The organism is Yersinia alsatica, assembly GCF_902170305.1.
In the GTDB taxonomy this organism is placed as follows: Bacteria; Pseudomonadota; Gammaproteobacteria; order Enterobacterales; family Enterobacteriaceae; genus Yersinia; species Yersinia alsatica.
In genome coordinates this window covers 287422-309952 of the sequence record NZ_CABHWW010000011.1, presented here as the reverse complement: position 1 = coordinate 309952, position 22531 = coordinate 287422, and the positions used below count along the sequence as shown (strand labels likewise).

The window sequence follows — 22531 nt, the reverse complement described above, 5'->3', positions numbered from 1 at the left end:
CGTCCTCGCTCAGCGAATAGAAAAACCGTTGGTCAGTACACAACGGCGTTGGCGCGCAAAGGTGCGAGCTGACGTGGTGCCTTCTCCGGTCGGGGTGGCGATGGTAAAAGTGGTAAAGCCTTCGCCACCGACGCCAATCCCGGCATAGGACGGGCCGTTTTTGACAAAAATAGAGGTCTGCAATAGACGGGCAGCCAGATTCAGGCGCGAAACATTCTGCGAATGCATGGTTGCGGTGTGATGCAGGCCGGCTTCGACTTGCAGTGCCAGTGTCAGGCCAGCATCAAAGTCCTTTACCCGAACGACCGGTAACAGCGGCATCAATTGTTCAGTGGTAACCAGAGGATCGTCACCGGCCACTTCAACCAGTAACAGACGCGGTGCTTTGGCCGGGCAACTGAGTCCGGCGGCTTTCAGCAACTCAACCGGGCTTTTGCCGACCAGATTTTTATTGGCGTGGCCCTGCGGGGTCAGACAGGCTTTGCGCAGGCTGTCGACATCTTGTGGATCACTGATAAGCAAAGCATCGAAAGCCTGCATTTGTTGCAATAGGCGGTCGGCGACACTCTCCACTACTATTAGGCTTTTCTCTGCAATGCAGGGCAGGTTATTGTCGAAGGATGCACCGGCCACGATATCCTGTGCTGCCTTCACTAATTCGGCTGTTTCGTCCACCAGACAAGGCGGGTTACCGGCTCCAGCCCCAATCACTTTCTTGCCGCTTTTCATGCCCATGGCCACAATGGCTGGCCCGCCAGTAATGGCGAGTAAGGCAATTTTGTCGTGCGCCATCATCTGTTGCGTAGCTTCAAAACTGGGGTCTTTCACCGTCACCACCAGGTTGCGGATGCCACAACTGTGGAAAGCGATCTCTTCAATTTGGGCAATTAAATCCAGCGATACTGCTTTGGCACCGGGGTGCGGACTGAAATAGACGGCATTACCGGCAGCCAACATGCTGATACTGTTGTTGATAATGGTTTCCGTCGGATTGGTGCTGGGGGCGACGGAACCAATCACGCCAAATGGCGAGAATTCAAATAACACCATGCCGCCATCCCCGGTCAGGGCGGTGGTGGACAAATCTTCAATGCCGGGGGTGTTTTCCAATGCCGCTTTATTTTTCAGGAATTTATCTTCTTTATTCCCCATGCCGGTTTCGCTGGCACCGCGTTCAGATAAAGAGGCTAGCTGCGGTTTGAGTTGCTCACGAATAGCGCTGATAATGGCGCTGCGGGTTTTCATCGGGCTCTGCTGATAGCGCAAAAATGCGCTATGGGCGGCATTCACTGCTTCATCCACGCTGGCAAAAATAGCGCTGGAGGCAGACGCAGTTGCGGGCGTCAGTTGCTCGGTGAGGATAGTGCGAATGAGAGACTCAAGGTTATTAATGTTCATTATTCATTCCTCAGATGTAAAGCCGATATGGCCGCTTCTGCTATGTGCATATCTTGTTCGACGCTACCGCCGCTAATCCCTAAACCGCCTACCAGTTGGCCATTGCGCCACAGCGGGTAGCCGCCACCAAAACTCACTACTTTGCCGCCAGTGCTGGCTTCCAGTTGGAACAGGTCGGCCCCCGGCTGAATAGCGTTGCTGAGTTGGTGTGTGGCCGTTTTCATCGCCACCGCGGTCCAGGCTTTTTTCGGGGCCAGCTCACTGCTCACCAGTAGGGTGTCGGGCATACGGTAGGTCATAATCATATTGCCGTGGCGGTCGGCCAGTGCCACGACCACCGCAATCTGTAATTTCATGGCGGCATCGACAGCCAACTTAACCAACTGATGGACATCAGAAAATCCGAGTCCGGCAGTAGTGGGTGGTGTGGTTTGCGCCGCCGCAGTAGGGGGTGTTTGCATGGCTGATGCCTCAGTGGCCGCCAGATAACGGGCTACCACGGTTTGAGCGGTTTGTTGTAACTGCTGGCGCTGGTCTTCATCGCGAGCCAGTGCATACAGGCAATCGGATAACCGATTCAGGTATTGCAATAGCACCGGGCGCACGGGCACTTGCTCTGCCAGTTCAATCAGCCGCCGCTCGCAGCGCCGCGCCAAAGTGCGGGCAAAATGCAAACGGCTACCGGCTTCGGTATTTCCGGGCAGGATAAAACCGTGCACCGGGGGTAACTGCGCCATGCAGCGGTCAACGGCGTGTTCTAGTGCATGAATGTCTTGTTCGTGAATACTTTTGCGGCCAACTGGCGGAGTCTCGATACCTTCACTGGCCAGTTCGGCACTGAAATAAAACAGCTGATGCTGTACGGCATCGAGTAACAGAAGGTTTTCCTCACCTTGTGCTACACGGGCACACAAACTCAGTGCGGCATTCAGTTCATCCAGGGTGCCGTAGGTTTCTACCCGTGGGTGGCTTTTTTTCACCCGTTGGCCGGTGAACAGGGCCGTAGTCCCCGCGTCACCTGTTTTGGTATAGATGCTCATAAAGTCACCTGCTCAATCAGTAAGAACACTCATCGACAATGGCGACGATCGCCAGATCGATGGCATCATTCGGTTCGGCAAACACCCGCCGGGCGCTGGACCCTCCTGATAACAGCACCAACTCTCCCTGACCGGCACCCACCGAATCGACCGCCACTTCATCCGGCGTCTTGCTATCCGGTGGCAGCGAGCCATCACCGGCAACACGGCGCACCAACAGCAGTTTTTTCCCAATCAAGGTGGGTGATTTTTGCGTTGAGACCACGGAACCTACCACTCTGGCCAGTTGCATGATTTACTCCTGCCTTAACAGTTGAATGTGACCGGCTGACAACTGGTCTTGCGCCAGCGGTGTCACCAGTGTGTGGTGGTCAATAAGCAACCAGCCGGGGCCGAGTGTGGCAATATCGCGATAACTCAGTACCTTACCGGCATAGAACCGCACGGCTATGCCACGGCTGTCACTGAATGTCAGCGGCAACGGGCGCAGCGCAGCGGCGGGCAGTGCGGGCAGTAACTGGTGGTGCAGGCTGATATGGACTTTCATCCCCCATGACCAGGCTTCGTTCAGTGCGGCTACCGCCGGACAGTGGGTATCGGATTGCGCCAAGCGGCAGATAAATGCCAAATCCGGTAGCATCAGGTGCAGATTGGCATGTTGCACGAATACCGCTGGATCAAGCCCGGCGCGCAGTTGAGGCAGCAACAGGGCGTGAACCCGGCGCTCGCGCTCAGCCAACCGCGTGACAATCTGGCTGACCAGTTGCTCGGTTTGCGCCTGAGTCAGATTCATGGTTGCGTTGTCCGTGGTGGCGTCAACAAAGTGGCAAAGGCGGCCGGGTCGTCGGCACCTGCGGCATTGGCCTCGTCGGTATCGATGTGCATTTCCAGTCTCATTTGGGGTGAAACGCGAATAGCGACATCGTCCATAATTAAGCGACGACCACTGCCCTGAATGGCTACCTGCACCCGGTCGCCGTGTTTTACCCGGTAAATAAGGGCATCCAGCGGTGACATATGAATGTGGCGCAGTGCCACAATCACCCCATGGGGCAGTTCCAGCTCAGCGTACGGGCTGACCAGCCGGATTGCCGGGGTGCTGTCCAGATTGCCAGACATGCGCAGGGGAGCATTAATCCCCAAGGTGCGGGCATCGGTACGGGAAATTTCCACCTGGCTGCGGCTACGTAACGGGCCAAGAATCCGAACATTTTTTAGGCTGCCCTTTGGCCCGACCAAGGTTACCGTCTGTTCGGCGGCAAATTGGCCGGGTTGCAGCAGCGTTTTTTTCTCTACCAGCGGTTGGTCTGGGAACAATTGCTGGTAGTCCTGCACCGAGAGATGCAGGTGTCGATTGGAAACCCCAAGCGGGATCGGACGAAGACGCATTTCGTCGAGGATCTTACTGACAACGGGTTCCAGTAACGCTTTTTCCATCAGACTTTTCCTCGTTTACCCAAGTGGATACAGCGAAAGCGAGGCTCACCTTTATGGCGTCGGCAAGCCGGATCGAGGCAGAGATTACAGCTCACGCGCGGAGCTGGCTGGGCCTCACTTTCATCGGCGCTAACTGCGGGTTCGGCAGCACTAATGGCCTGTTCGGGCGCATCATCGCTGGCGATATCAGCAGGTTGCTGGGTATCGGCTTCTTCTGTCTCTTCAGCAACTGAGCGGGTTTCTACTGCCGGTTCGACAGCCGTTACCTCGGCAGCGGCTACCTCAACAGCAGCCACCGCAACAGTAGGAGCCAGCCAATAGGTCATCAGCGCTGTTGCCGGACGGGCCAGCACTGCGCGTGAGACCAAACCATGATGCTGTTCGGCAAAGGCGGCACCGGTACTGATTGCCGCCTGAACCGAGGCCACATCACCGGTCAGGCGGATTAACATCCAGCCGGAGCCGTTGGTTTTTTCTATCCCGATCAGCTTGACGGATGCCGCTTTTGCCATGGCATCCGCCGCGCCGATCGCCAGCGCTAGACCGCTAACTTCAAGTAAACCCAGTGACGTTTTCACGCTGTGCTCCTCTTCTTACCCTTAGGCAGAGGTCGGTAAAATGGCTTCTACATCGCTATGCGGGCGCGGGATCACATGGCAGGATTTAACTTCACCCACCGCGCTGGCTGCCGCAGAACCGGCATCAACAGCTGCTTTTACTGCGCCGACATCGCCGCGAACCATGACAGTGACTAAGCCAGAGCCGATTTTTTCGTATCCCACCAGTTGTACGTTGGCAGACTTGACCATGGCGTCAGCTGCTTCGATAGCCGCGACCAGGCCTTTGGTTTCAACGAGTCCGAGTGCGTTGTTCATAGATTTGAGTTCCTTGTTATAAAGTTAGGGCTATCTTGTTTGCCATTTTGAACCCCGGCAGTGCTCGCCATCCTCACGTACTGTTTGTACGCTCCGGCGGCTGTGCGCTGGCGGAATCCAAACTGCCTGCACTGATAACGCCCTGCTATTTGAGTGTGGAAAACTTAAACGGTAAACCTTTAACCAACCGGGCGGCGTTGTTGCCGAGTCGCCGTAGTTGGTCTTCGTCTTGTGCCCACGCCTGCCGGAACAGCGGGCTAGCGGGCGGTAAATTACGGTAATGCACCACTACTTCGTCGGCCGAACATGCCAACCCCACCAACAGTGGAGAGCGGGTGGCCGCCTGCCAGGCGCGCTGTATGGCATCGGTATCATCGTCTTGCTGCCATTGCCAGGGAATGCCTTCTTCCTCTATGCCCAGTAACACCTGGTGCCAGATGGCCTCTGGTGTTTGTGAGGTTCGGCTGATTACGATGGCGGGAGCATCATTGGTGAAGTTCATCAGTAACTCTCCCGCTGATAGGCCAGAATCAGCCCGGTTGCCACCGCATTGCGCGGGCCTTCACTGGCGCGAATATTGCCGCGCCCGGCCACCAGCTTGTAGTGGGAGAGGGCATCGGTCACCAATTGCGGGATTTCGAAGTCCAGCGACGAGCCGCCGACCAGCACCACGAAGGGAATATCGCGGATATTGCCGGTTGGGCTGACTTGACGCAGGGCGCGTAGCGCATTGGTGACAAACACCCGCTCTTTCGCCGAGCGGCGGATATTGCGCACTTTCTCCAGTGCGTAATCCCCCGGCAGTGGCACCAGACCTTCCGGTTTGACGACCACCAGCCGGGCAAAGACCTCGGGCGGCAGCGGTTGTGGGAAGAACTGTACGCTGCCATCTTCGTGGCGCAGGTGGAACAGACTTTCCACTTTTGCCAATGGATATTTCTTGATGTCTTCGGCCAGATAGCGGTCTTGAAGATCCAGTTCAGAGGCAATGATCATCGTGACCATGTCTCCGGCTCCTGCCAGATGAGTCGCCACTATTTGACCTTGGGCATTGATGATGGAGGCGTCGGTAGAACCCGCGCCCAAATCGAGGATGGCAAGTGGCCGTCGCGTCCCTGGTGTGGTCAGCGCGCCGAGTATCGCCGCTTCGGCTTCCGCCCCCCCGACCTGTACATCAATATTCAGGGTCTTCTCGATTTCACTGGCAATATGCGCCATTTGCAGACGATCAGATTTCACCATGGAGGCGATACCTACCGCCTGCTCGAGCGAGAACTCGCCCGCCAGACCGCCAATGACATTGACTGGCACGGCGGTGTCGACCGCCAGCAAGTCTTGAATAAAGATTTCATTGGCTGGTTTGTTGGTCAGTTCTGCCATGGTATGGCGCACGTGCTCGAGCATGCCGCCGATATTGGTGCCGGGTTCACCGCTGACATTGTCCAGATGCCGAAAGCTGTTCACTGCGGTCATAATGGCTTCACTGCCGCTGGCAACATCCACACGGACAGTGCGACCCTCGGCAAACAACTCCAGATGACCGGCCGGTATGGCGCGCGCTTTGACATCCCCTTCAGGTGTTTTGACGACCACCGCTGAACGAGTGCCAATCAAGGCGCGCGCGACTGGAACAATGTTTTTGGTTTCTTCGGCACTGAGTTCAAATACCGTGGCAATGCCATAAGGGTTAGAGAGGTTTTCAATCACCTGACCCGGCATGGCAACTTCAACCGCCGCCAACATGCCCATGGGGATGCGGTCGATATGCAGCACCTCATCTACAATCGGCAGCGGGTGGTTTAGGCGGTTGCTAACCAGTACGCCATCATCGCGTTGCAAGATAATCGCGGTAATGCGGTATCCGGCACCGTTAGCGGCGTTGACCACGGCGGCGACATCAGCAAAATCGACAGTTGAGGGCACCACCAGAATGTAAGGTTGGGCGGGATCACGAGTTACCAGCTCATCAATAGTGATGGTCAGCCCGACACCCAGCCCCAGCCCTCCGGGGGTTTTCGGGTTGTGGCCGATCATGGTGGATTCAGTGATTATGGTTTCAGTGATGGTTTCCATCGCCACATCACCAATTACCGGGGTTGCCTCATTGATGCGAATCAGACTGATATCACTGAGGGTGATACCGGCCTTTTCCACCAACATATTCAGCGCCTTATTGATGCCGAATAGATTGCGCTGCGTCCCCTTGACACCGGTGGTCTCCGTCAGAGTGCTGGCAACAAACTGTAACTGACCGTCAGTTGCGCATTGTGCCAATGCCACTTCTGTTGATGAATTACCGATATCCACACCGACTATATACCGCCCCATATTCCTTCCCTTAAATTGCTGACAGCTTATTTGCCCACATAACCCTCTGCTTGCGCCGAGGTGAGCGAAGGGCCTATATGGCTAGGAGCGCTCCGGCGACTTACGCCGCTACGACCCCAATGACATATCTCCCTTCGTTTGCTATTGCTGAATTAATCGTCGCCTTTCAGTTTCTTGCGCTGGACATACAAAACGGCAGCTTCGCGCACAAAAGCGGCGCAAATAGTGGCTTGGTATGTTTTTTCCAGATCATCGGCGATGGCATTCAACTCTTCTTTGCTGGAGCGGAATGGGCGCAGGGCGTTATAGATATCCAACACCTTGTCATCTGGCACCGCAGTCAGCTCGGCCGCACGTTCGAAGTTCATTGCCAACAGTGGGCGACCGGCATCTTTGGCGATAGAGGCCTGAATACGCAGGATTTCCGGTGTAATACGTAAATCCTGTGAGGTCACACTGCCGTTCAACACGTTAGCCAGCGTCAAGTCATCCAGAGTTTTATTGGTGGCGGTTTTAACCCAGTCTGGGTGCTTATTCGCCAGCGGATAGTCAGAGACTTTGGCATCGCTGCGCGAACTGGCTGCCGGTGCTGGGCAAGCAGCAGGCGACTGGCCTTGCAAGCTGTTCATCTTGCTCAACACATCGCGAACCATGGATTCAATAGCTTCGGAATTCATTGTGTTTTCCTTTGTTAAAGCGCTACCCGGAGTTCCTGAGGATTCTTGCCAGTCACCACATATTTGGTTTCTTTAATGTGCAGAATCGCTGATTTAGCCTGATATTTTGGCCGGGCCATTTGGTCATTCAGAGTTGGAACCGGTTGTGGTGACTCCCGCTTGGCGTAACGCGCGGCGTTTTTGCCAATCAGCCGGTAGGTTTCCAACGTCAACAACGGTGCTTGCGGGAACAACTCCAGATTGGAGAGTGGCGGCAGACCTTGCTGATGAATAACCGTGGTGCCTTTTGACTGAATGCCGATAGAAATCCCGGAACCACTCAGGCGATTGCCTTCGACGGCAACAAAGGCCACGTCGGAGGATTTAAAGCAGCGGATAACGCGCGCCTTAATCCCTTCCTCTTCAATACCGGCAATCAGTTCGCGCAGAATGTTTTTATGCGGTATCCCGACGATATTGGCGGTTTGTGACAGACCAAATGCTGGCCCAACCGCAATAATCACTTCGTCCTGTTGGCTACCGGGGCGGGCTTCACCTACTTCAGTGAGAAAATCCCCTGCTGCTCCAGTGCTTACCGCCGCTACGGGTTGAGTCTCTTGCTTAAAGGAGACGGTATTCTGGTCTCCCTGCATTTCCTGTAATACGCCCTCAATAATTTGGCGTAACAGTTTTTCGTTAATATCCACCATCTCGTGAACCCCTTAGCCAAGCTCATTCGGATCAAGCGCGTTTGGAATATTTTTGATCTCTTCCCAACGTGCACCTTCCAGCCGGTAACCGGTAGCTGGCCCTGCGTAGTCATTGACGTCATTCACTGCCGACAGCACTTGGTTGTCGCCTTTGATGATCGCCGAGGTATGCAGATAGTCACCGGCAATCTTGGCTTTCTGGATGTTGAGCATGTCTTGCGCCACATCTTCGAAACCGCCTTGCGCCAAGGCCTTAACCACTTCCAAACCGGTGCGATTTTTGCTGATGATTTCCTGAGCGAACTTGATGTCTTCGACGATGTTACGTTCCGGCATATCTTTCGAGCCGTGGGCATAAGTCGCCGCAATGACTTCTTCGTCAGTGATCGGTGGCAGGCCCATACCGGCGAACACGGCTTGCAGCGCGCGCGCGGCTTTATTACGAATGGCCACCACGTCAGCTTCCAATACCGGACGCAGGCCACCATCGACTTTCAGGTCGCGTTGCATCACGTTGTAATCGTCAAAGTCTTCGGCATCTTCGTTGGAGCCGGCAAACATGTTGTCGTAGTTCGGCACCGCAGAGTAACCAGAGGAGATAAAGTCAGTACCGGGCAGGAACTGCATCAGCAGGCGAGCAGTACGGCGCATATCTGAGTGGGTAAAGGTCTGGTCGTTACTGGACGCACACTCCAAATCCAGCGCCGAACAGATCAGGTTTTCTGCCAAAATAGCGCGAATGCCAGATGGCACCGCCGATGGCACACCGACGCAGCTGACGGAACCGTTTTGCAGCCCCTGAACCCCGGCGGCTTTGGTGATGTAAATGCAGCGCGCTTCCAGATACAGCATGGATTTACCTTCGGCATAACCCATTTGTACTTCAGAGCCGGAACCCGAGGTAAAGCGCATTTTCAAGCCGCGTGATGCATAGGAAGAGGCAAGGAAACCTTTTGACCATGGCGTGTCATCACCGTCGGTGAATACTGGTTCAGTGCCATAAACCGAAATGGTTTCAGCGTAACAGGTGTGGCCTAACATCCCCAGTTTCAGCTCGGTAGCTTCTTCCAGAGAACATTGGGTCAGTACACCCGGGCGACCCACTTGCGAACCTACCAACAGCGCGATGGCGTTGAACGGCGCGTAACGGGCCACAGCCACAGTGGTTTCTTGCTCATCGAAGCCACGGAATGCACCTTCGGCGGCGTCAGCGGCAATCTGCACCGGATTATCTTTCACGTTGGTGACGTGGGCTTGTTGCGATGGGGTACGACGAGCGCGCATTTTCTGCATCGACATCATCATTTCCACCACGTTCATGTGGGATACCACCTCGACGATCTTGGCCGGTGTCATGGCGGTCGTCAGTGGCACAATGGTGCGGCGCGACACATTTGGGTCACACAGCATATTGGCCAGCTTGATGGAATCCATCTTCATCACTTCTTCCGCGTGCTCCAGATTGATACCGTAGCGGGCGATAAAGTGGTCGATCAGGTCGAAACTGCTTTGTGGTTTGCCGTCCAGTTCGGTCACCACACCATTAACAATCTTGATGGAAGGTTTCGGATCATTCGGGCTTTCCATGGCAATAAAGCCTTCCTCGATCCACTCTTTGACAAAGCCGTCCTGATTAACCGGGCGTTTCGCCAACGCTTCAAATCTTTTCGATTTCATGAAACAGCCTCACTGTGGCGTCAGATATAAGAAGGGCGGTCGTTTTTCGGTTCAGAACCCAAGGTCGCTAATACCGTTTTGCCGATCTCACGGGCAGAAATCACTGCCTGACGAACTGCGCCAGAATCACCGGAGATAACCAGGATCACTTCGTTACTGAAACTAGTGCCTTGGGCCGGGGAGCTGTAAGCCACCACGTCAACATTGGCGGATTTAACGGCGGTATCGGCCATCAAAACACCAATGGACGCCGGTGCGCCGACAATCACTCCGCAAGAGCGGCCCAGTGGCGCGCCGAATGCTTTTTCCAGTGCATGGCTGGCACGGGCGCTGTACTGCAATTCGATGTGGCCAGCTTCATTGCCGTAAACGTCACCGAACGTCCGGTCTAGCTCTTTCAGGGCGACTTCGACGGCGCGTTTTACGTCTGAAACATCGTCACCACCGAAAATAATCAGCGAGCCATGACCCGCGCCGCCTTTGGTATCGCGCGGTAATTCAATGCTGACCACTTCGGTATTGGTGGCTTTTACTGCTTCATCCGCCGCCATAATGTGTGGGCCAGCACCGGTACGTGCGCCTAAAATGCCAATGGAGCGATAGCGTTTTTCCAGCTTCATTGCATCGAGCAATGCGCTGTCAACGTTGGCGATTACCAGTCCGACCGTGTCACCGATCGCGGTACCAACAAATTCCGTTAAACTGCAAGTTTTCTCAGCCATAGCCGTATCTCGTTGTTTATAGGATGGTTGTTTATTGAATGATGGTTTATCAAATGAGGGTGAAGAAGATGTCGAAGCCGATTCGCTGACTTTCGCTATCACCTGCGCCATGATTTGGTCGACCAGATCATTGCTGCTCATTAGCGACTTCCTTTAGGTAAAAAAGCCTCGACATCGGTATGTGGGCGCGGAATAACATGGGTGGATTTCACTTCGCCCACGTTAGCGGCGGCAATGGCGCCAGCATCAGTGGCAGCTTTAACTGCCCCCACGTCACCACGTACGATGACGGTGACCAGACCAGAGCCAATTTTTTCGTAGCCCACCAACGTCACATTGGCCGATTTCACCATGGTGTCAGCAGCCTCAATGGCAGCGGTCAGCCCTTTGGTTTCCACCATTCCTAGTGCTTCTTGTTGCATAAATACCTCGACGGAATATCAGGAGCCTTGTTGTGGCTTGAATTGTCATGTTCAGAAATAACGTTGTCAGGTTCGTGCTGGGATTGAATATACAAACAAGCAATGAAAAAGAATGGCTGTAATGAATTTACTGGCGAGAATGGTTGGTGATGAAATAACAAAATATTGCCATGGAGTATGTTAACGTATTATTTTATAAGTCTATTTCGTAATCTATTTGTAGTAATAATTGGTTATGGCATCTTCAGAATTACAATTTAAGTAGTGACATTGAATATTATCTTTGATATTTGCGCGCATTAATATAAAGGAGGTGTGGCTCACATTAAATGAGAAACTGCGAGCTTGATAACAATAATAGAAAGAATAAATGGCAAGAAAATCATATTATTTAATTATCCACTGAATTGTTTATTCTCAAGACGTTGAGTGGTTTTTTTGACAGTAAAATAGCAATAATTTGTTATTGGTAGTCTAGTTTTTGTTTAATTAATGGCAGATTACGACAACACTTTCATTTTTCGTCTCTTTATAGTGAGTAGGTCATGGGCCGTGCATTCGATACAGAACGTCATATAACTTAATTAATCACAAGCAGGGTAACCCTATGAACGACTCGCTCAAAGCTCAGTGTATTGCGGAATTCCTCGGTACCGGGCTGTTTTTATTTTTTGGTATTAGTTGTCTGGCTGCAATGAAAGTCGCTGGCGCCAGTTTTGGTCTGTGGGAAATCTGTATCGTATGGGGGCTTGGGATTTCACTGGCCGTCTACCTCACTGCCGGTATTTCCGGTGCCCATCTCAACCCAGCTATCACCATTGCTCTATGGCTGTTTGCCTGTTTCCCTGGCCGTAAAGTAATTCCTTACAGCATTGCACAAGTTGCGGGTGCTTTTGGCGGTGCAGCACTGTCTTATATGCTGTATCACAACTTATTCACTGACTTTGAAACTGCCCATCAGATGGTGCGCGGTAGTTTAGAAAGCCTACAACTGGCGAGTATTTTCAGTACCTTCCCATCACCGGCTATCAGTGTTTGGCAGGCCGCCTTTGTTGAAATTATCATTACCTCGATTCTAATGGGGCTGATTATGGCGCTGACCGATGACGGCAATGGTGTGCCGCGTGGGGCATTAGGCCCACTCTTGATTGGTATTCTGGTGGCGGTAATCGGTGCCTCTACCGGCCCATTAACCGGGTTTGCCATGAACCCAGCGCGTGACTTCGGTCCTAAAATATTTACCTTCTTTGCGGGCTGGGGGAAAATATCAATGACTGGCGGGCGTGATATTCCTTATTTCATCATTCCTATCGTGGCACCTATTATTGGTGCATGCTTGGGGGCAGCAGTTTATCGCGTCTTTATTGGTAAAAATCTGGCTTGCAATACCTGTAAGTTAGATGATGAAGAAACAGTGAAATAGTCCTGAAAATTAATGATGACTTCCTCATCTTGGGACTGCAAACAGGTATTAAGGTGAGGAAATTTCGTGATCTGTTCTGGTTAATGCACTGATTATAGTCCCCTGTTGATTATGACTCTGGTAAGGTTGATAGTTATTTCTCTCCAATTTACCGGAGATAGACCGCCACAGGGATATTAGGTTTTCATCTTGTTAATGGGAATTGAAATATAACAATGTAGTAACACATTTATCATTGCAGGGATGATTTATAGCAACAAACGAAACTTAATAACAATAAATTAAAATTAACTGAGAGGTTTTATCATGATTTCTGCCAGTTCTCTAAACTCAGAGCTCATAAATAAAATCGCGCAGGATTTTGCTCAAGCAACTGGGCTGGCAGTGGTGGTGGTGAATATTCACGGCGAAGAGATTTCTGACTTATTTAATTTCACTCCGTTTTGCCAATTGATGCGCCAGGATCCGGTTAACCACCTTCGTTGTCGAATGAGTGATCGTTGCGGTGGCCTTGAAGCTTCCAAATCTAATGAACCTTGTATCTATCGCTGCCATGCCGGGTTAACGGATTTTTCTATTCCACTGGTTATTGCCGGTCACTTGGTTGGTTTTGTTTTATGCGGTCAGGTGCGGTTGCATTCAGATGTTTATCTTATTGATATTCTTAGTATCGATAATAATTGGAAACAGAACCCGGCACTGTTAGATGAATTCCACAATGTGCCCATTATGGATTTCTCGCGAGTGATCGCTTCGGCGGATTTACTGAAGTTGATCGTTGAGAACTGCTTGAAAAAACACCTCAATTTTGTGGTGATTAATGACAATATGGGCAGTAAAGAGCCTGGCAGAATACGGCCGGTCCATCCCCATGACAGTAAAATGAAGAAAGCACTGCGCTATATCGATACGCATCTATCAGAAGAGTTGCGGCTTGAAGAGGTTGCCGCCAAGGTCTATCTCAGCCCTTACTACTTCAGCAAATTATTTAAAAAATATCAGGGCATAGGTTTTAATGCTTGGGTGAATCAACAGCGGATGGTCAATGCGAGAGAAATGTTGCAACACAGCGATTGGAGCATTGCCAGCATTGCCAAGAATCTGGGCTTTTCACAAACCAGTTATTTCTGCAAAGTATTCCGTCAGGCCTATAATGTGACGCCGCAGGTATTTCGTTCACTTTCTTCTGAACGTAATGAAATGGAATGACAGTTATTGATTTAATATCAATTTATCATGTTTTTAATTCATGTTTTCTTATTTAAAAATTAAACGGGTAATTATTTTTTAAAGTAATTAATGACAATTTTTTGTTATGGCATTAAATGAAAAAATTAGTCTAATAGACTGTTACTTCATGCTTTTTTTGAGCTGATGGCAATTTTTTGTTATAAGCGACCAAAAAAATAGCAATAAAAAAATGAAATTAACCATTTTTTATTTGTGGAAAAGAGTATATTAATCTTAATCAAATTTAATAAGTCAGTTGACGTTACAACTGTGTAAATAAAGAGATAAATTCTATCGCGAAGTAGAAATAAAATAACAGAATCTAACATAAAGTAGTTACTGAGTTGGTTATGCCAAAAGTCATTGGAGTTGCAGTTAACACCATGCAGCCTCAAGAACAAAGGCATGTTATGCACTAAAGCATAACTGGGAAGGGGGTGACAATCCCCCGCAGCCCCCGCTGCTGTGATGCTGACGAACCCGCTAAAACCACTGATCCACCGGATTGGGAAGGTGCGGGAGAGGATGACGCTAAGCCAGAAGACCAGCCAAATCAGTAAAAGATTTTCAACTCCTTCGGTGGGAAGCGGGTTGTCATCAGATGCGCGCAGCGGTGACGCTGCACAATTGCACCTTTTTGACACTGCATATCCCGCTTGAAATGGCGGGATTTTTTATGCAACGGTCAGGCAAACAAGCATTTATCATCGCAGGAACTGGCAGCGGGTGCGGTAAAACCACCGTAACGTTGGGTATATTGCGGGCGCTGATAGCGCGTGGATTGTCAGTGCAACCGTTCAAAATCGGGCCGGATTATTTGGATACCGGCTGGCATACCGCAGTCAGTGGTGTGACGTCGCGTAACCTCGATGCTTTCATGCTGCCCCCCGCCACCCTCAATGGGCTGTATAACCAACATGTGCGCCATGCCGATGTGGCAGTGATCGAAGGCGTCATGGGGCTCTACGACGGTTACGGTACTGATCCCAATTATTGCAGCAGCGCCGCCATGGCTAAACAGCTTGGTTGCCCGGTAATCTTGCTGGTGGACGGCAAGGCGGTATCCACCTCAGTGGCCGCGACAGTCATGGGTTTTTGCCAATTTGACCCTCATCTACGCATTGCGGGAGTCATTGTTAACCGCGTCAATTCAGATAATCACTACCAGCTACTCCGTTATGCCATTGAGCACTATTGTGGCATTCCTGTTTTGGGCCGTTTACCGGTGATGGACGATGTGGCATTGCCCTCACGTCATTTAGGGCTGATCCCGGCGCAAGAGCGCGGCGGGCCAATTGCCAAACAGCCGGATAGTGCCCCACGCTGGCAGCGGCTGGCACAACAGGTTGAAGAGTTTATCGATCTGGACCGATTACTGACATTAACGTCGTGCACTGAACTCCCGCCAGGAACCGCGCCAGAGTTACCTCCTCAAGCCCTGGCTGATGGCCTGACACTGGCGCTGGCTGAAGATGAAGCCTTCAATTTCTATTACCCCGATAACCTTGATCTGCTGGAGCAGGCCGGGGTGCGCATTCAACGTTTTAGCCCCTTACATGACCGCCAGTTACCCGCTTGCCAGATGATTTATCTGGGGGGCGGCTATCCAGAAATTCACGCAGCAAAGTTGGCAGCCAATACCGCGATGCATCAAGCATTACAACAGGCCCACAGCCAGCAAATCCCACTGTATGGCGAATGCGGCGGTTTGATGTATCTAGGGGAGGGCTTAACCGATGAAGATGGGCAACGTCACCCAATGGTAGGGATTTTGGCTGGTGAAAGCCGAATGGGAAAACGCCTGACCCGCTTTGGTTACTGTCAGGCCGAGGCTCGCCGTGACACTTTATTAGCGGCGCAAGGTGAAGTTCTGCGCGGTCATGAGTTTCATTATTCCGATTTTACCAGCCCGTTGACACAGCTATTTGACAGCAGTAAGTGGCGCGATGGCGAGGTTATTCAGCGCTGGAGTAGTGGCTACCAAGTGCAACGGACGCAAGCCAGCTATCTGCATATTCATTTTGCCCAACGCCCCGGTCTATTAAATGGCTGGCTGAGCGCGGCCCGGAGCCTGTTATGACTCTTGCGGCATGGTTTGTGGCTTTTCTGCTTGATAGCTGGCTCGGCGACCCGCCGCACTGGCCGCACCCGGTGCGCTGGATTGGCAACTTAATCACCGTGCTGCAACGGGCTATTCGTGCCGTTTGTCGCAGCGAACGTGCGCTGAAATGGGGGGGGGCGGTGCTGTGGTTGGTGGTGGTGGGAATAACCTGGCTGACCTGCTGGGGATTCTTATGGTTGATGAGCGAGATTAATCCTTGGCTCGGCTGGCTGGCGCAAGTGTGGATGATTTACACCTTGCTGGCCGGGCGCTGCTTGAGTGACGCGGCACTGGCGGTTTTTGCTGCACTCCAGCAGGGTTCATTGGCACAAAGTCGCGAAAAGCTGTCATGGATTGTTGGGCGTGATACTTCGCAATTGGAAAAACCGCAAATTACCCGCGCCGTGGTGGAAACGGTGGCTGAAAACAGTGTCGATGGTGTGATTGCGCCGCTGTTCTTCCTGATGCTTGGCGGTGCGCCGCTGGCGATGGCCTACAAAGCGGTTAATACCCTGGACTCGATGGTGGGTTACAAAACCCCGAAATACCGCGCTATCGGCTATGTTTCGGCGCGCATGGACGATCTGGCTAATTGGCTTCCTGCCCGTCTGAGTTGGTTACTGCTGAGTGCCGCCGCTTGGCTGATTCAAGCCGATTATCGACAGGCGCTGCGCATTGGCTGGCGTGACCGTTACCAACATTCCAGCCCGAACTGTGCCTGGTCAGAAGCCACGGTTGCCGGTGCGCTGGGTGTGCGTCTTGGCGGCCCGAATGATTATTTTGGCGAACGAGTGGAAAAGCCTTGGATGGGTGAGGAACGACGCGAAGTGGCGCTCAGTGATATTCCGCGCAGCATTCATTTGATGATGATGGCGTCATTATTAGCCCTTTTACTGTTTGCCCTGATCCATCTGCTGCTGGTTGGCATTTAACTAGGATAACCCGATGAACTATATAAAGAATCCGCAAAAAATCGAGCAGAACAGTTTTGCCATCATTAGCAACATTATTGCCCATGAACGGCCCGATTATGTGTTTGTCAGTGAGATGCATGAAGCGGTGATCAAGCGGGTTATTCACACCACCGCCGATTTTGACTGGCTGGATATTCTGCATTTTTCACCGGAGGTATTGAGCCGTATTGCTAAGGCGATCAGCCGGGGTTGCACCTTGTACACCGACACCACCATGGCCATGTCCGGTATCAATAAAGCACTGTTACAGCAGATGGGCTGTGAATGCCGCTGCTATATCAGTGATCCGCGAGTGGTGGACAGTGCGCCAAAGCTGGGCATTACCCGCTCGATGGCGGCAGTGGATATCGCGCTGGCGGAGCCGGGGGAGAAACTGTTTGTGTTCGGCAATGCGCCCACGGCGTTATTCCGTTTACTGGAGCGGCAAGCCGCGCCGGTTGCCGTCATTGGGGTACCGGTCGGTTTTGTCGGGGCGGCGGAGTCCAAGGATGCGCTGGTAGAAAGTGATTTGCCCTGTATTGCAGCACTGGGCCGCAAAGGCGGCAGCAATGTGGCCGCTGCGATTATTAACGCCATCCTTTATCAATTAAGGGGGACGTTATGAGTGACAGTCTACTCCATGCCGAGCCGGTGAGTGATGACGCCGCATTGCAAAACCAGCAATTAGACAGCATTTGGCATAACGGTAAGCAATACCGTAAAGGCTATACCACCGGCTCCTGTGCCACTGCGGCGGCTAAAGTCGCGGCGCTGATGGTATTGCGCCAGCAAGTGATTGACCAGATTTCGATTGTCACGCCCTCCGGTGTCACCTTGTGCCTGAATGTCGAACAACCGCTGATTGAGGGCCAACAAGCCACTGCGGCGATTCGCAAAGATGGCGGTGATGATATTGATGCCACCCACGGCATGTTAATTTTCGCCCGGGTAACCCTCACTGAGCAGACCGACATTAGCTTACGTGGCGGCGAAGGGGTGGGAACTGTCACTCGCAAGGGTATTGGTTTACCGGTGGGCAGTTGCGCCATTAATCGTACGCCTCGCCAGACCATTGAAGCCGCGGTGCGCGAAGTCATCGGCCCGCTACGCGGGGCAGAGGTCGAGATTTTTGCGCCGGAAGGGGAAGAGCGGGCGAAAAAAACCTATAACGGGCGGCTGGGCATTCTGGGAGGAATCTCCATTATTGGCACCACCGGCATTGTCACGCCGATGTCGGAAGAGAGCTGGAAACGTTCTCTGGCGCTGGAGCTAGAGATGAAGCGCGCGGCCGGTGAAGACCGCGTCATTCTGGTGCCGGGTAATCATGGCGAGCGCTTTGTTCGTGACCATCTGGGCCTCGATAGCCAGCGGGTGGTGACCATGAGTAACTTCGTCGGTTATATGCTGCAAGAAACCGTGCGACTAGGGTTCCGCCACGTACTGTTGGTTGGGCACCCCGGCAAGCTAGTCAAAGTTGCTGCTGGCATCTTCCACACCCACAGCCACATTGCCGATGGGCGCATGGAAACCTTAGTGGCTCATCTGGCACTGATGGGCGCACCGCACGCACTATTACTGGCGGTAAATCAGTGTGATACCACCGAGGCGGCAATGGAACTGATTGCCGAACAGGGATGGGAAGGGGTCTATTCTCGCATTGCCGAGCGCATCTGCGAACGTGTTGCCGAGATGATGCGCTTCTCCGTGAATCCCCCACAATGTGACGCTGTTCTATTCTCTTTTGATAATCAAGTACTGGGTAGCAGCCGCCCACTGGCAGAGATTGTGGAGGCGCTACGATGATTACTGTTGTAGGCATTGGCCCCGGTGATAGCGAATATCTCACGCCCAATGCATTGCGGGCCATTGAACAGGCTGATGTGCTGGTGGGCGGTAAACGCCATCTGGCGACATTGGGTAGCAAAATCAAAGAGTCTCGCCTGCTGGATGCGGATCTGTTGGGGTTATTAGAGTGGCTGGATAGCAACAAAAACCGTGGCATTGTGGTGCTGGCCTCCGGTGACCCTCTGCTGTTTGGTATTGGTAAATTGCTGGCCGCGAACTTCAGTGCCGACGAGTTGCATATCGTCCCCGGCATCAGCGCGATTCAATATCTGTGCGCCAAAGTAGCGCTGGATATGAACGACCTTTTCCTCACCAGCAGCCATGGGCGCGAGCCCGATTTTGACTGGATTTTCCAGCACGACAAAGTGGCCATGGTCACTGACGGTATTATCGGCCCGCGCGCCATTGCCGATGCGCTGCAGCAGCGCGGCCTGTCTCGCACCTTAATTATTGGCGAAAACCTCTCGCAACCTAACGAACGAATTCACCGCCTGCCCGCCGAGCAGGTAGCGGCCCGCTATGACATGAATGTGGTGGTGATCCTCAATGAAAGATGATCTGTTCTTACGCGGGCAAAAAGTCCCGATGACCAAAGAAGCCGTGCGCGTATTGGCATTGGAACGGCTGGAGTTGCCAGGAGCCGGTCATCTGATTGATGTGGGCGCGGGCACGGGCAGTGTGGCGCTAGAGGCCGCATTGCGATTTCCTCATCTTAGGGTGACAGCCATTGAGCGCAACCCGGCAGCCCTAGAGCTGATTACTGAAAACCGCCAGCGGTTGGGATGCAACAACGTGGCGATTATCGCGGGCATCGCGCCACTGCCACTGACGGATAAAGCCGACGCCATTTTTATCGGCGGCAGCGGGGGGCATTTGACTGAACTTATCGACTGGGCGCTGATGACGCTAAACCCCGGTGGCCGCTTGGTACTGACCTTTATTTTGCTCAATAACCTGAATGAAGCACTAAGCCATTTAGAAACACTGACTCACGGGCAGACCTGTGCCATCAGCCAGTTGGACTGCGTTCAATTGCAGCTCTCCTCCCTGACCCCTTTGGGCAGCGGACACTATTTTAAACCGAATAATCCTACTTATCTTATTTCCTGCCACAAGGAGGCGCGCAATGTCTGGGCATCCTAATACTGTTACACCCGCCGGTACATCTGTATGGGATACACAAAAAGTCTGGTTTGTCGGGGCTGGGCCGGGTGACAAAGAGCTGATTACGCTCAAAGGCTACCGCTTGCTGCAACAGGCGCAAGTTGTCATCTATGCCGGATCACTGATTAACACCGAGTTGCTGGAGTATTGCTCGCCACAGGCGCAGTGCCACGACAGCGCGAGCTTGAATTTGGAACAAATTATTCAACTGATGGTTGATGGCGTGCGCGCTGGCAAGTTGGTGGTGCGGCTACAAACCGGCGACCTCTCTTTGTATGGCTCGATTCGTGAACAGGGGGAGGTTTTAGGTGAGCACGGCATTGGTTTTGTGTCGGTACCGGGGGTCAGTGCTTTTCTTGGCGCGGCGGCCCAGTTAGGGGTGGAGTACACCGTGCCGGAAGTGGCGCAGAGCTTGATTATCACCCGGATTGAGGGGCGCACGCCGATGCCGCCACTGGAACAGTTGGAATCTTTTGCTGCTCACCAAACCTCGATGGCCATTTTCTTATCAGTCCAAGAGATGGACCGGGTGGCTGAGCGCCTTATCGCAGGGGGCTATCCGGCTACAACTCCGGTGGCCGTCGTGTACAAAGCAACTTGGGCCGAAAGCCGCACCGTACGCGGCACTTTGGCGGATATTGCCGAGTTGGTTCGGGCGGCGAGTATTCATAAAACTGCCCTGATTTTGGTGGGGGCTTTCCTCGGTGATGAATACCACTATTCCAAACTTTATGACGCGGGGTTTAGCCATGAGTATCGTCAAGCCTGAGTCGATAGCTGTTTTTTGCCTGACCCCCGGAGGGGTTCGGCTCGCGCGGCGTTTGCAAACCCATCTGCCACTGACCTGTTTTACCAGTGACAAACTGATGGAAGCGGGATTCTTGCCATTCAATGGCAGTTTTGGCGACACCCTGCGCGAGGCTTTTAAACAGTATTCGGCGTTGGTGGTGGTGGGCGCTATCGGCTTGACTGTGCGGGTTATCGCCCCCTTGGTCAATGACAAGATGACGGACCCTGCGGTGGTTGTGATTGATGAACGCGGGCAGCATGTCATCAGTTTGTTGTCGGGCCATGTGGGGGGAGCCAACACGCTGACCCGTTATCTGGCGGGCATCTTGGGCGCGGACCCGGTTATCACCACGGCGACTGATGTTAATGAGATGGCTGCGCTGGACACCTTAGCCACCCAATTAGATGCTGAAATGCAGGATTTCCGCCACGCGGTCAAAGTGGTCAATCAAATGTTGGTCAGCCAGCAAAAAGTCGGCTTGTGGTGGGATACGCCATTGGCGGCGGAACGCGAGCGCTGCGATACCCGCGGTTTTGTGCCGGTAGATTCATTGGATGCCTTACCACAGCTGGATGCGCTGGTGTGCGTCACACTGCGCGATACCCTGCCGTCGCTGCCATTGCCCGTGTATAAATTGGTGCCGCGCCGCGTGGTTGCAGGCATTGGTTGCCGTCGGGCGACTTCACTGCAAACACTGGTTGAATTGCTGCAACAGCAAATGGCCGAAAATCACTTTGACCTCATGGCGCTACGGGCTATCGGCAGTGTCACCATCAAAAAAGACGAACCCGCGCTGCATCAGTTGGCTCAATGCTGGCGGGTGCCATTCGAACTGTTCAGTGTCGGCGAATTGAGCCGCCACGAGCAACGTTTCCCTGCTTCTGATTTTGTCCGCCAAACGGTGGGTGTCGGCAGCGTTTCACAACCGGTCGCCTGGCTGATGAGCGACGGTAAATTGGTTGGCAATACTCTGCGCCAGCAGGGCGTCACCATCACTCTGGGAGTATCGCATTAATGTTAACCGTGATTGGCATTGGGCCGGGCAGTGAATCGATGATGACACAGGAAGCCATTGCGGCAATCCGCGAGGCCGAAATTATCGTCGGTTATAAGACCTATACCCATCTGGTAAAGCCCCTGACTGGGGATAAGCAGGTGATCAAAACCGGCATGTGCAAAGAGATTGAGCGCTGCCAAACCGCGATTGATCTGGCGCTGGCCGGGCATAACGTGGCGCTGATCAGCAGTGGTGATGCGGGCATTTATGGCATGGCCGGATTGGTGTTGGAGTTAGTCACGCAACAAAAGTTAGAGCTGGAAGTGCGGCTGGTCGCCGGGATCACCGCCAGCATTGCCGCCGCCTCTTTGCTTGGCGCGCCACTGATGCATGACTTTTGTCATATCAGTCTAAGTGATTTGATGACGCCTTGGGCAGTCATTGAGAAACGGATTATCGCAGCGGCACAAGCCGACTTTGTTATCTGCTTCTATAACCCGCGCAGTCGTGGTCGTGAAGGGCATCTGGCGCGCGCGTTCGAGTTAATGCAGCCATGGAAAAAGGCCACCACGCCGGTCGGGGTGGTGAAAGCCGCTGGGCGCAAGAAGCAGGAAAAATGGCTCACCACCTTAGGTGAGATGGATTATGAACCGGTTGACATGACCAGTCTGGTGATTGTCGGCAATCAGGCAACGTACTGCCGCGATGGGCTGATGATCACCCCGCGGGGCTACTCATTATGACGGCTTATTCACGATGAAGA

At 52.9% G+C, this 22531-nt stretch carries 25 protein-coding genes and 1 riboswitch; of the genes, 11 read left to right on the top strand and 14 right to left on the bottom strand.

The genetic code is table 11. The features are described from left to right. Positions 1-9: 9 nt before the first annotated feature. The 14 genes from FTA96_RS08215 to pduA form a co-directional block, all read right to left on the bottom strand. Complete coding sequence (locus FTA96_RS08215) at positions 10-1398, bottom strand: aldehyde dehydrogenase family protein (protein ID WP_050145163.1); 1389 nt, start codon at positions 1396-1398, stop codon at positions 10-12. Beyond that, positions 1398-2438, bottom strand: a complete 1041-nt coding sequence (locus tag FTA96_RS08210) for a cob(I)yrinic acid a,c-diamide adenosyltransferase (RefSeq protein WP_050122256.1) — start codon at positions 2436-2438, stop codon at positions 1398-1400. Before FTA96_RS08210 ends, FTA96_RS08215 begins: the two co-directional genes overlap by 1 nt. Before the next feature lie 16 nt (positions 2439-2454). Then, positions 2455-2730 carry a EutN/CcmL family microcompartment protein gene (locus FTA96_RS08205; protein WP_004710233.1) on the bottom strand — a complete coding sequence of 92 codons (276 nt, stop codon included), beginning with the start codon at positions 2728-2730 and terminating at the stop codon, positions 2455-2457. Positions 2731-2733: 3 nt separating this feature from the next. Next, on the bottom strand, positions 2734-3231 hold the full coding sequence (gene pduM / locus FTA96_RS08200; RefSeq protein WP_050151358.1) for a microcompartment protein PduM: 498 nt from the start codon (positions 3229-3231) through the stop codon (positions 2734-2736). Continuing rightward, complete coding sequence (locus tag FTA96_RS08195; protein WP_134956919.1) at positions 3228-3875, bottom strand: phosphate propanoyltransferase; 648 nt, start codon at positions 3873-3875, stop codon at positions 3228-3230. The genes pduM and FTA96_RS08195 overlap by 4 nt, the downstream gene beginning before the upstream one ends. Then, complete coding sequence (locus tag FTA96_RS08190) at positions 3875-4453, bottom strand: BMC domain-containing protein (protein WP_050134616.1); 579 nt, start codon at positions 4451-4453, stop codon at positions 3875-3877. Before FTA96_RS08190 ends, FTA96_RS08195 begins: the two co-directional genes overlap by 1 nt. Before the next feature lie 21 nt (positions 4454-4474). Continuing rightward, positions 4475-4750: a propanediol utilization microcompartment protein PduJ gene (pduJ, locus tag FTA96_RS08185; protein ID WP_004090424.1), complete on the bottom strand. Its 276-nt coding sequence runs from the start codon at positions 4748-4750 to the stop codon at positions 4475-4477. A gap of 145 nt (positions 4751-4895) precedes the next feature. Continuing rightward, entirely contained in the window at positions 4896-5252 is a 357-nt protein-coding gene (locus tag FTA96_RS08180; protein ID WP_050106802.1) for a glycerol dehydratase reactivase beta/small subunit family protein, read from the bottom strand. Then, a complete protein-coding gene (locus tag FTA96_RS08175; protein WP_050106801.1) occupies positions 5252-7078 on the bottom strand; it encodes a diol dehydratase reactivase subunit alpha in 1827 nt (608 codons plus the stop codon). The genes FTA96_RS08180 and FTA96_RS08175 overlap by 1 nt, the downstream gene beginning before the upstream one ends. Positions 7079-7230: 152 nt before the next feature. Beyond that, positions 7231-7755 (bottom strand): propanediol dehydratase small subunit PduE, encoded by a 525-nt coding sequence (pduE, locus tag FTA96_RS08170; RefSeq protein WP_050106800.1) that lies wholly within the window; start codon positions 7753-7755, stop codon positions 7231-7233. Positions 7756-7769: 14 nt separating this feature from the next. Next, a complete protein-coding gene (locus FTA96_RS08165) occupies positions 7770-8441 on the bottom strand; it encodes a propanediol/glycerol family dehydratase medium subunit (RefSeq protein ID WP_172665435.1) in 672 nt (223 codons plus the stop codon). Between the two features lie 15 nt (positions 8442-8456). Next, positions 8457-10121: a propanediol dehydratase large subunit PduC gene (gene pduC / locus FTA96_RS08160; RefSeq protein WP_050106798.1), complete on the bottom strand. Its 1665-nt coding sequence runs from the start codon at positions 10119-10121 to the stop codon at positions 8457-8459. A 20-nt stretch (positions 10122-10141) separates the two neighbouring features. Next, complete coding sequence (pduB, locus tag FTA96_RS08155) at positions 10142-10984, bottom strand: propanediol utilization microcompartment protein PduB (RefSeq protein ID WP_050106797.1); 843 nt, start codon at positions 10982-10984, stop codon at positions 10142-10144. After that, positions 10984-11265 (bottom strand): propanediol utilization microcompartment protein PduA, encoded by a 282-nt coding sequence (pduA, locus tag FTA96_RS08150; protein ID WP_050106796.1) that lies wholly within the window; start codon positions 11263-11265, stop codon positions 10984-10986. The genes pduB and pduA overlap by 1 nt, the downstream gene beginning before the upstream one ends. Positions 11266-11872: 607 nt before the next feature. Here pduA and pduF point away from each other — a divergent pair. From pduF to FTA96_RS08095, 11 genes are all read left to right on the top strand, one after another. Further along, entirely contained in the window at positions 11873-12688 is an 816-nt protein-coding gene (gene pduF / locus FTA96_RS08145) for a propanediol diffusion facilitator PduF (protein ID WP_050106795.1), read from the top strand. Positions 12689-12994: 306 nt separating this feature from the next. Further along, the gene (pocR, locus tag FTA96_RS08140; protein WP_050106794.1) at positions 12995-13897 is read left to right on the top strand and encodes a transcriptional regulator PocR; all 903 of its coding nucleotides are present in this window, start codon (positions 12995-12997) and stop codon (positions 13895-13897) included. 408 nt (positions 13898-14305) lie between these two features. Beyond that, positions 14306-14485: riboswitch (cobalamin riboswitch) on the top strand. 109 nt (positions 14486-14594) lie between these two features. Continuing rightward, positions 14595-15998: a cobyrinate a,c-diamide synthase gene (locus FTA96_RS08135; RefSeq protein WP_145573567.1), complete on the top strand. Its 1404-nt coding sequence runs from the start codon at positions 14595-14597 to the stop codon at positions 15996-15998. Beyond that, positions 15995-16951 carry an adenosylcobinamide-phosphate synthase CbiB gene (cbiB, locus tag FTA96_RS08130; RefSeq protein WP_050134620.1) on the top strand — a complete coding sequence of 319 codons (957 nt, stop codon included), beginning with the start codon at positions 15995-15997 and terminating at the stop codon, positions 16949-16951. The genes FTA96_RS08135 and cbiB overlap by 4 nt, the downstream gene beginning before the upstream one ends. Positions 16952-16964: 13 nt before the next feature. After that, positions 16965-17597, top strand: a complete 633-nt coding sequence (locus FTA96_RS08125) for a cobalt-precorrin-8 methylmutase (protein WP_145529611.1) — start codon at positions 16965-16967, stop codon at positions 17595-17597. Continuing rightward, entirely contained in the window at positions 17594-18775 is a 1182-nt protein-coding gene (cbiD, locus tag FTA96_RS08120) for a cobalt-precorrin-5B (C(1))-methyltransferase CbiD (RefSeq protein ID WP_050145177.1), read from the top strand. Before FTA96_RS08125 ends, cbiD begins: the two co-directional genes overlap by 4 nt. Next, positions 18772-19374 carry a cobalt-precorrin-7 (C(5))-methyltransferase gene (locus tag FTA96_RS08115; RefSeq protein WP_145573565.1) on the top strand — a complete coding sequence of 201 codons (603 nt, stop codon included), beginning with the start codon at positions 18772-18774 and terminating at the stop codon, positions 19372-19374. The genes cbiD and FTA96_RS08115 overlap by 4 nt, the downstream gene beginning before the upstream one ends. Further along, positions 19364-19960, top strand: coding sequence for a decarboxylating cobalt-precorrin-6B (C(15))-methyltransferase (locus FTA96_RS08110; RefSeq protein WP_145507926.1), 597 nt, complete (start codon positions 19364-19366; stop codon positions 19958-19960). The genes FTA96_RS08115 and FTA96_RS08110 overlap by 11 nt, the downstream gene beginning before the upstream one ends. After that, a complete protein-coding gene (locus tag FTA96_RS08105) occupies positions 19944-20750 on the top strand; it encodes a cobalt-precorrin-4 methyltransferase (RefSeq protein ID WP_145573563.1) in 807 nt (268 codons plus the stop codon). Before FTA96_RS08110 ends, FTA96_RS08105 begins: the two co-directional genes overlap by 17 nt. Continuing rightward, positions 20731-21786 (top strand): cobalt-precorrin 5A hydrolase, encoded by a 1056-nt coding sequence (cbiG, locus tag FTA96_RS08100; protein ID WP_050122249.1) that lies wholly within the window; start codon positions 20731-20733, stop codon positions 21784-21786. Before FTA96_RS08105 ends, cbiG begins: the two co-directional genes overlap by 20 nt. Beyond that, entirely contained in the window at positions 21786-22511 is a 726-nt protein-coding gene (locus FTA96_RS08095) for a precorrin-3B C(17)-methyltransferase (RefSeq protein WP_050106786.1), read from the top strand. The genes cbiG and FTA96_RS08095 overlap by 1 nt, the downstream gene beginning before the upstream one ends. The last annotated feature ends 20 nt before the right edge of the window (positions 22512-22531 follow it).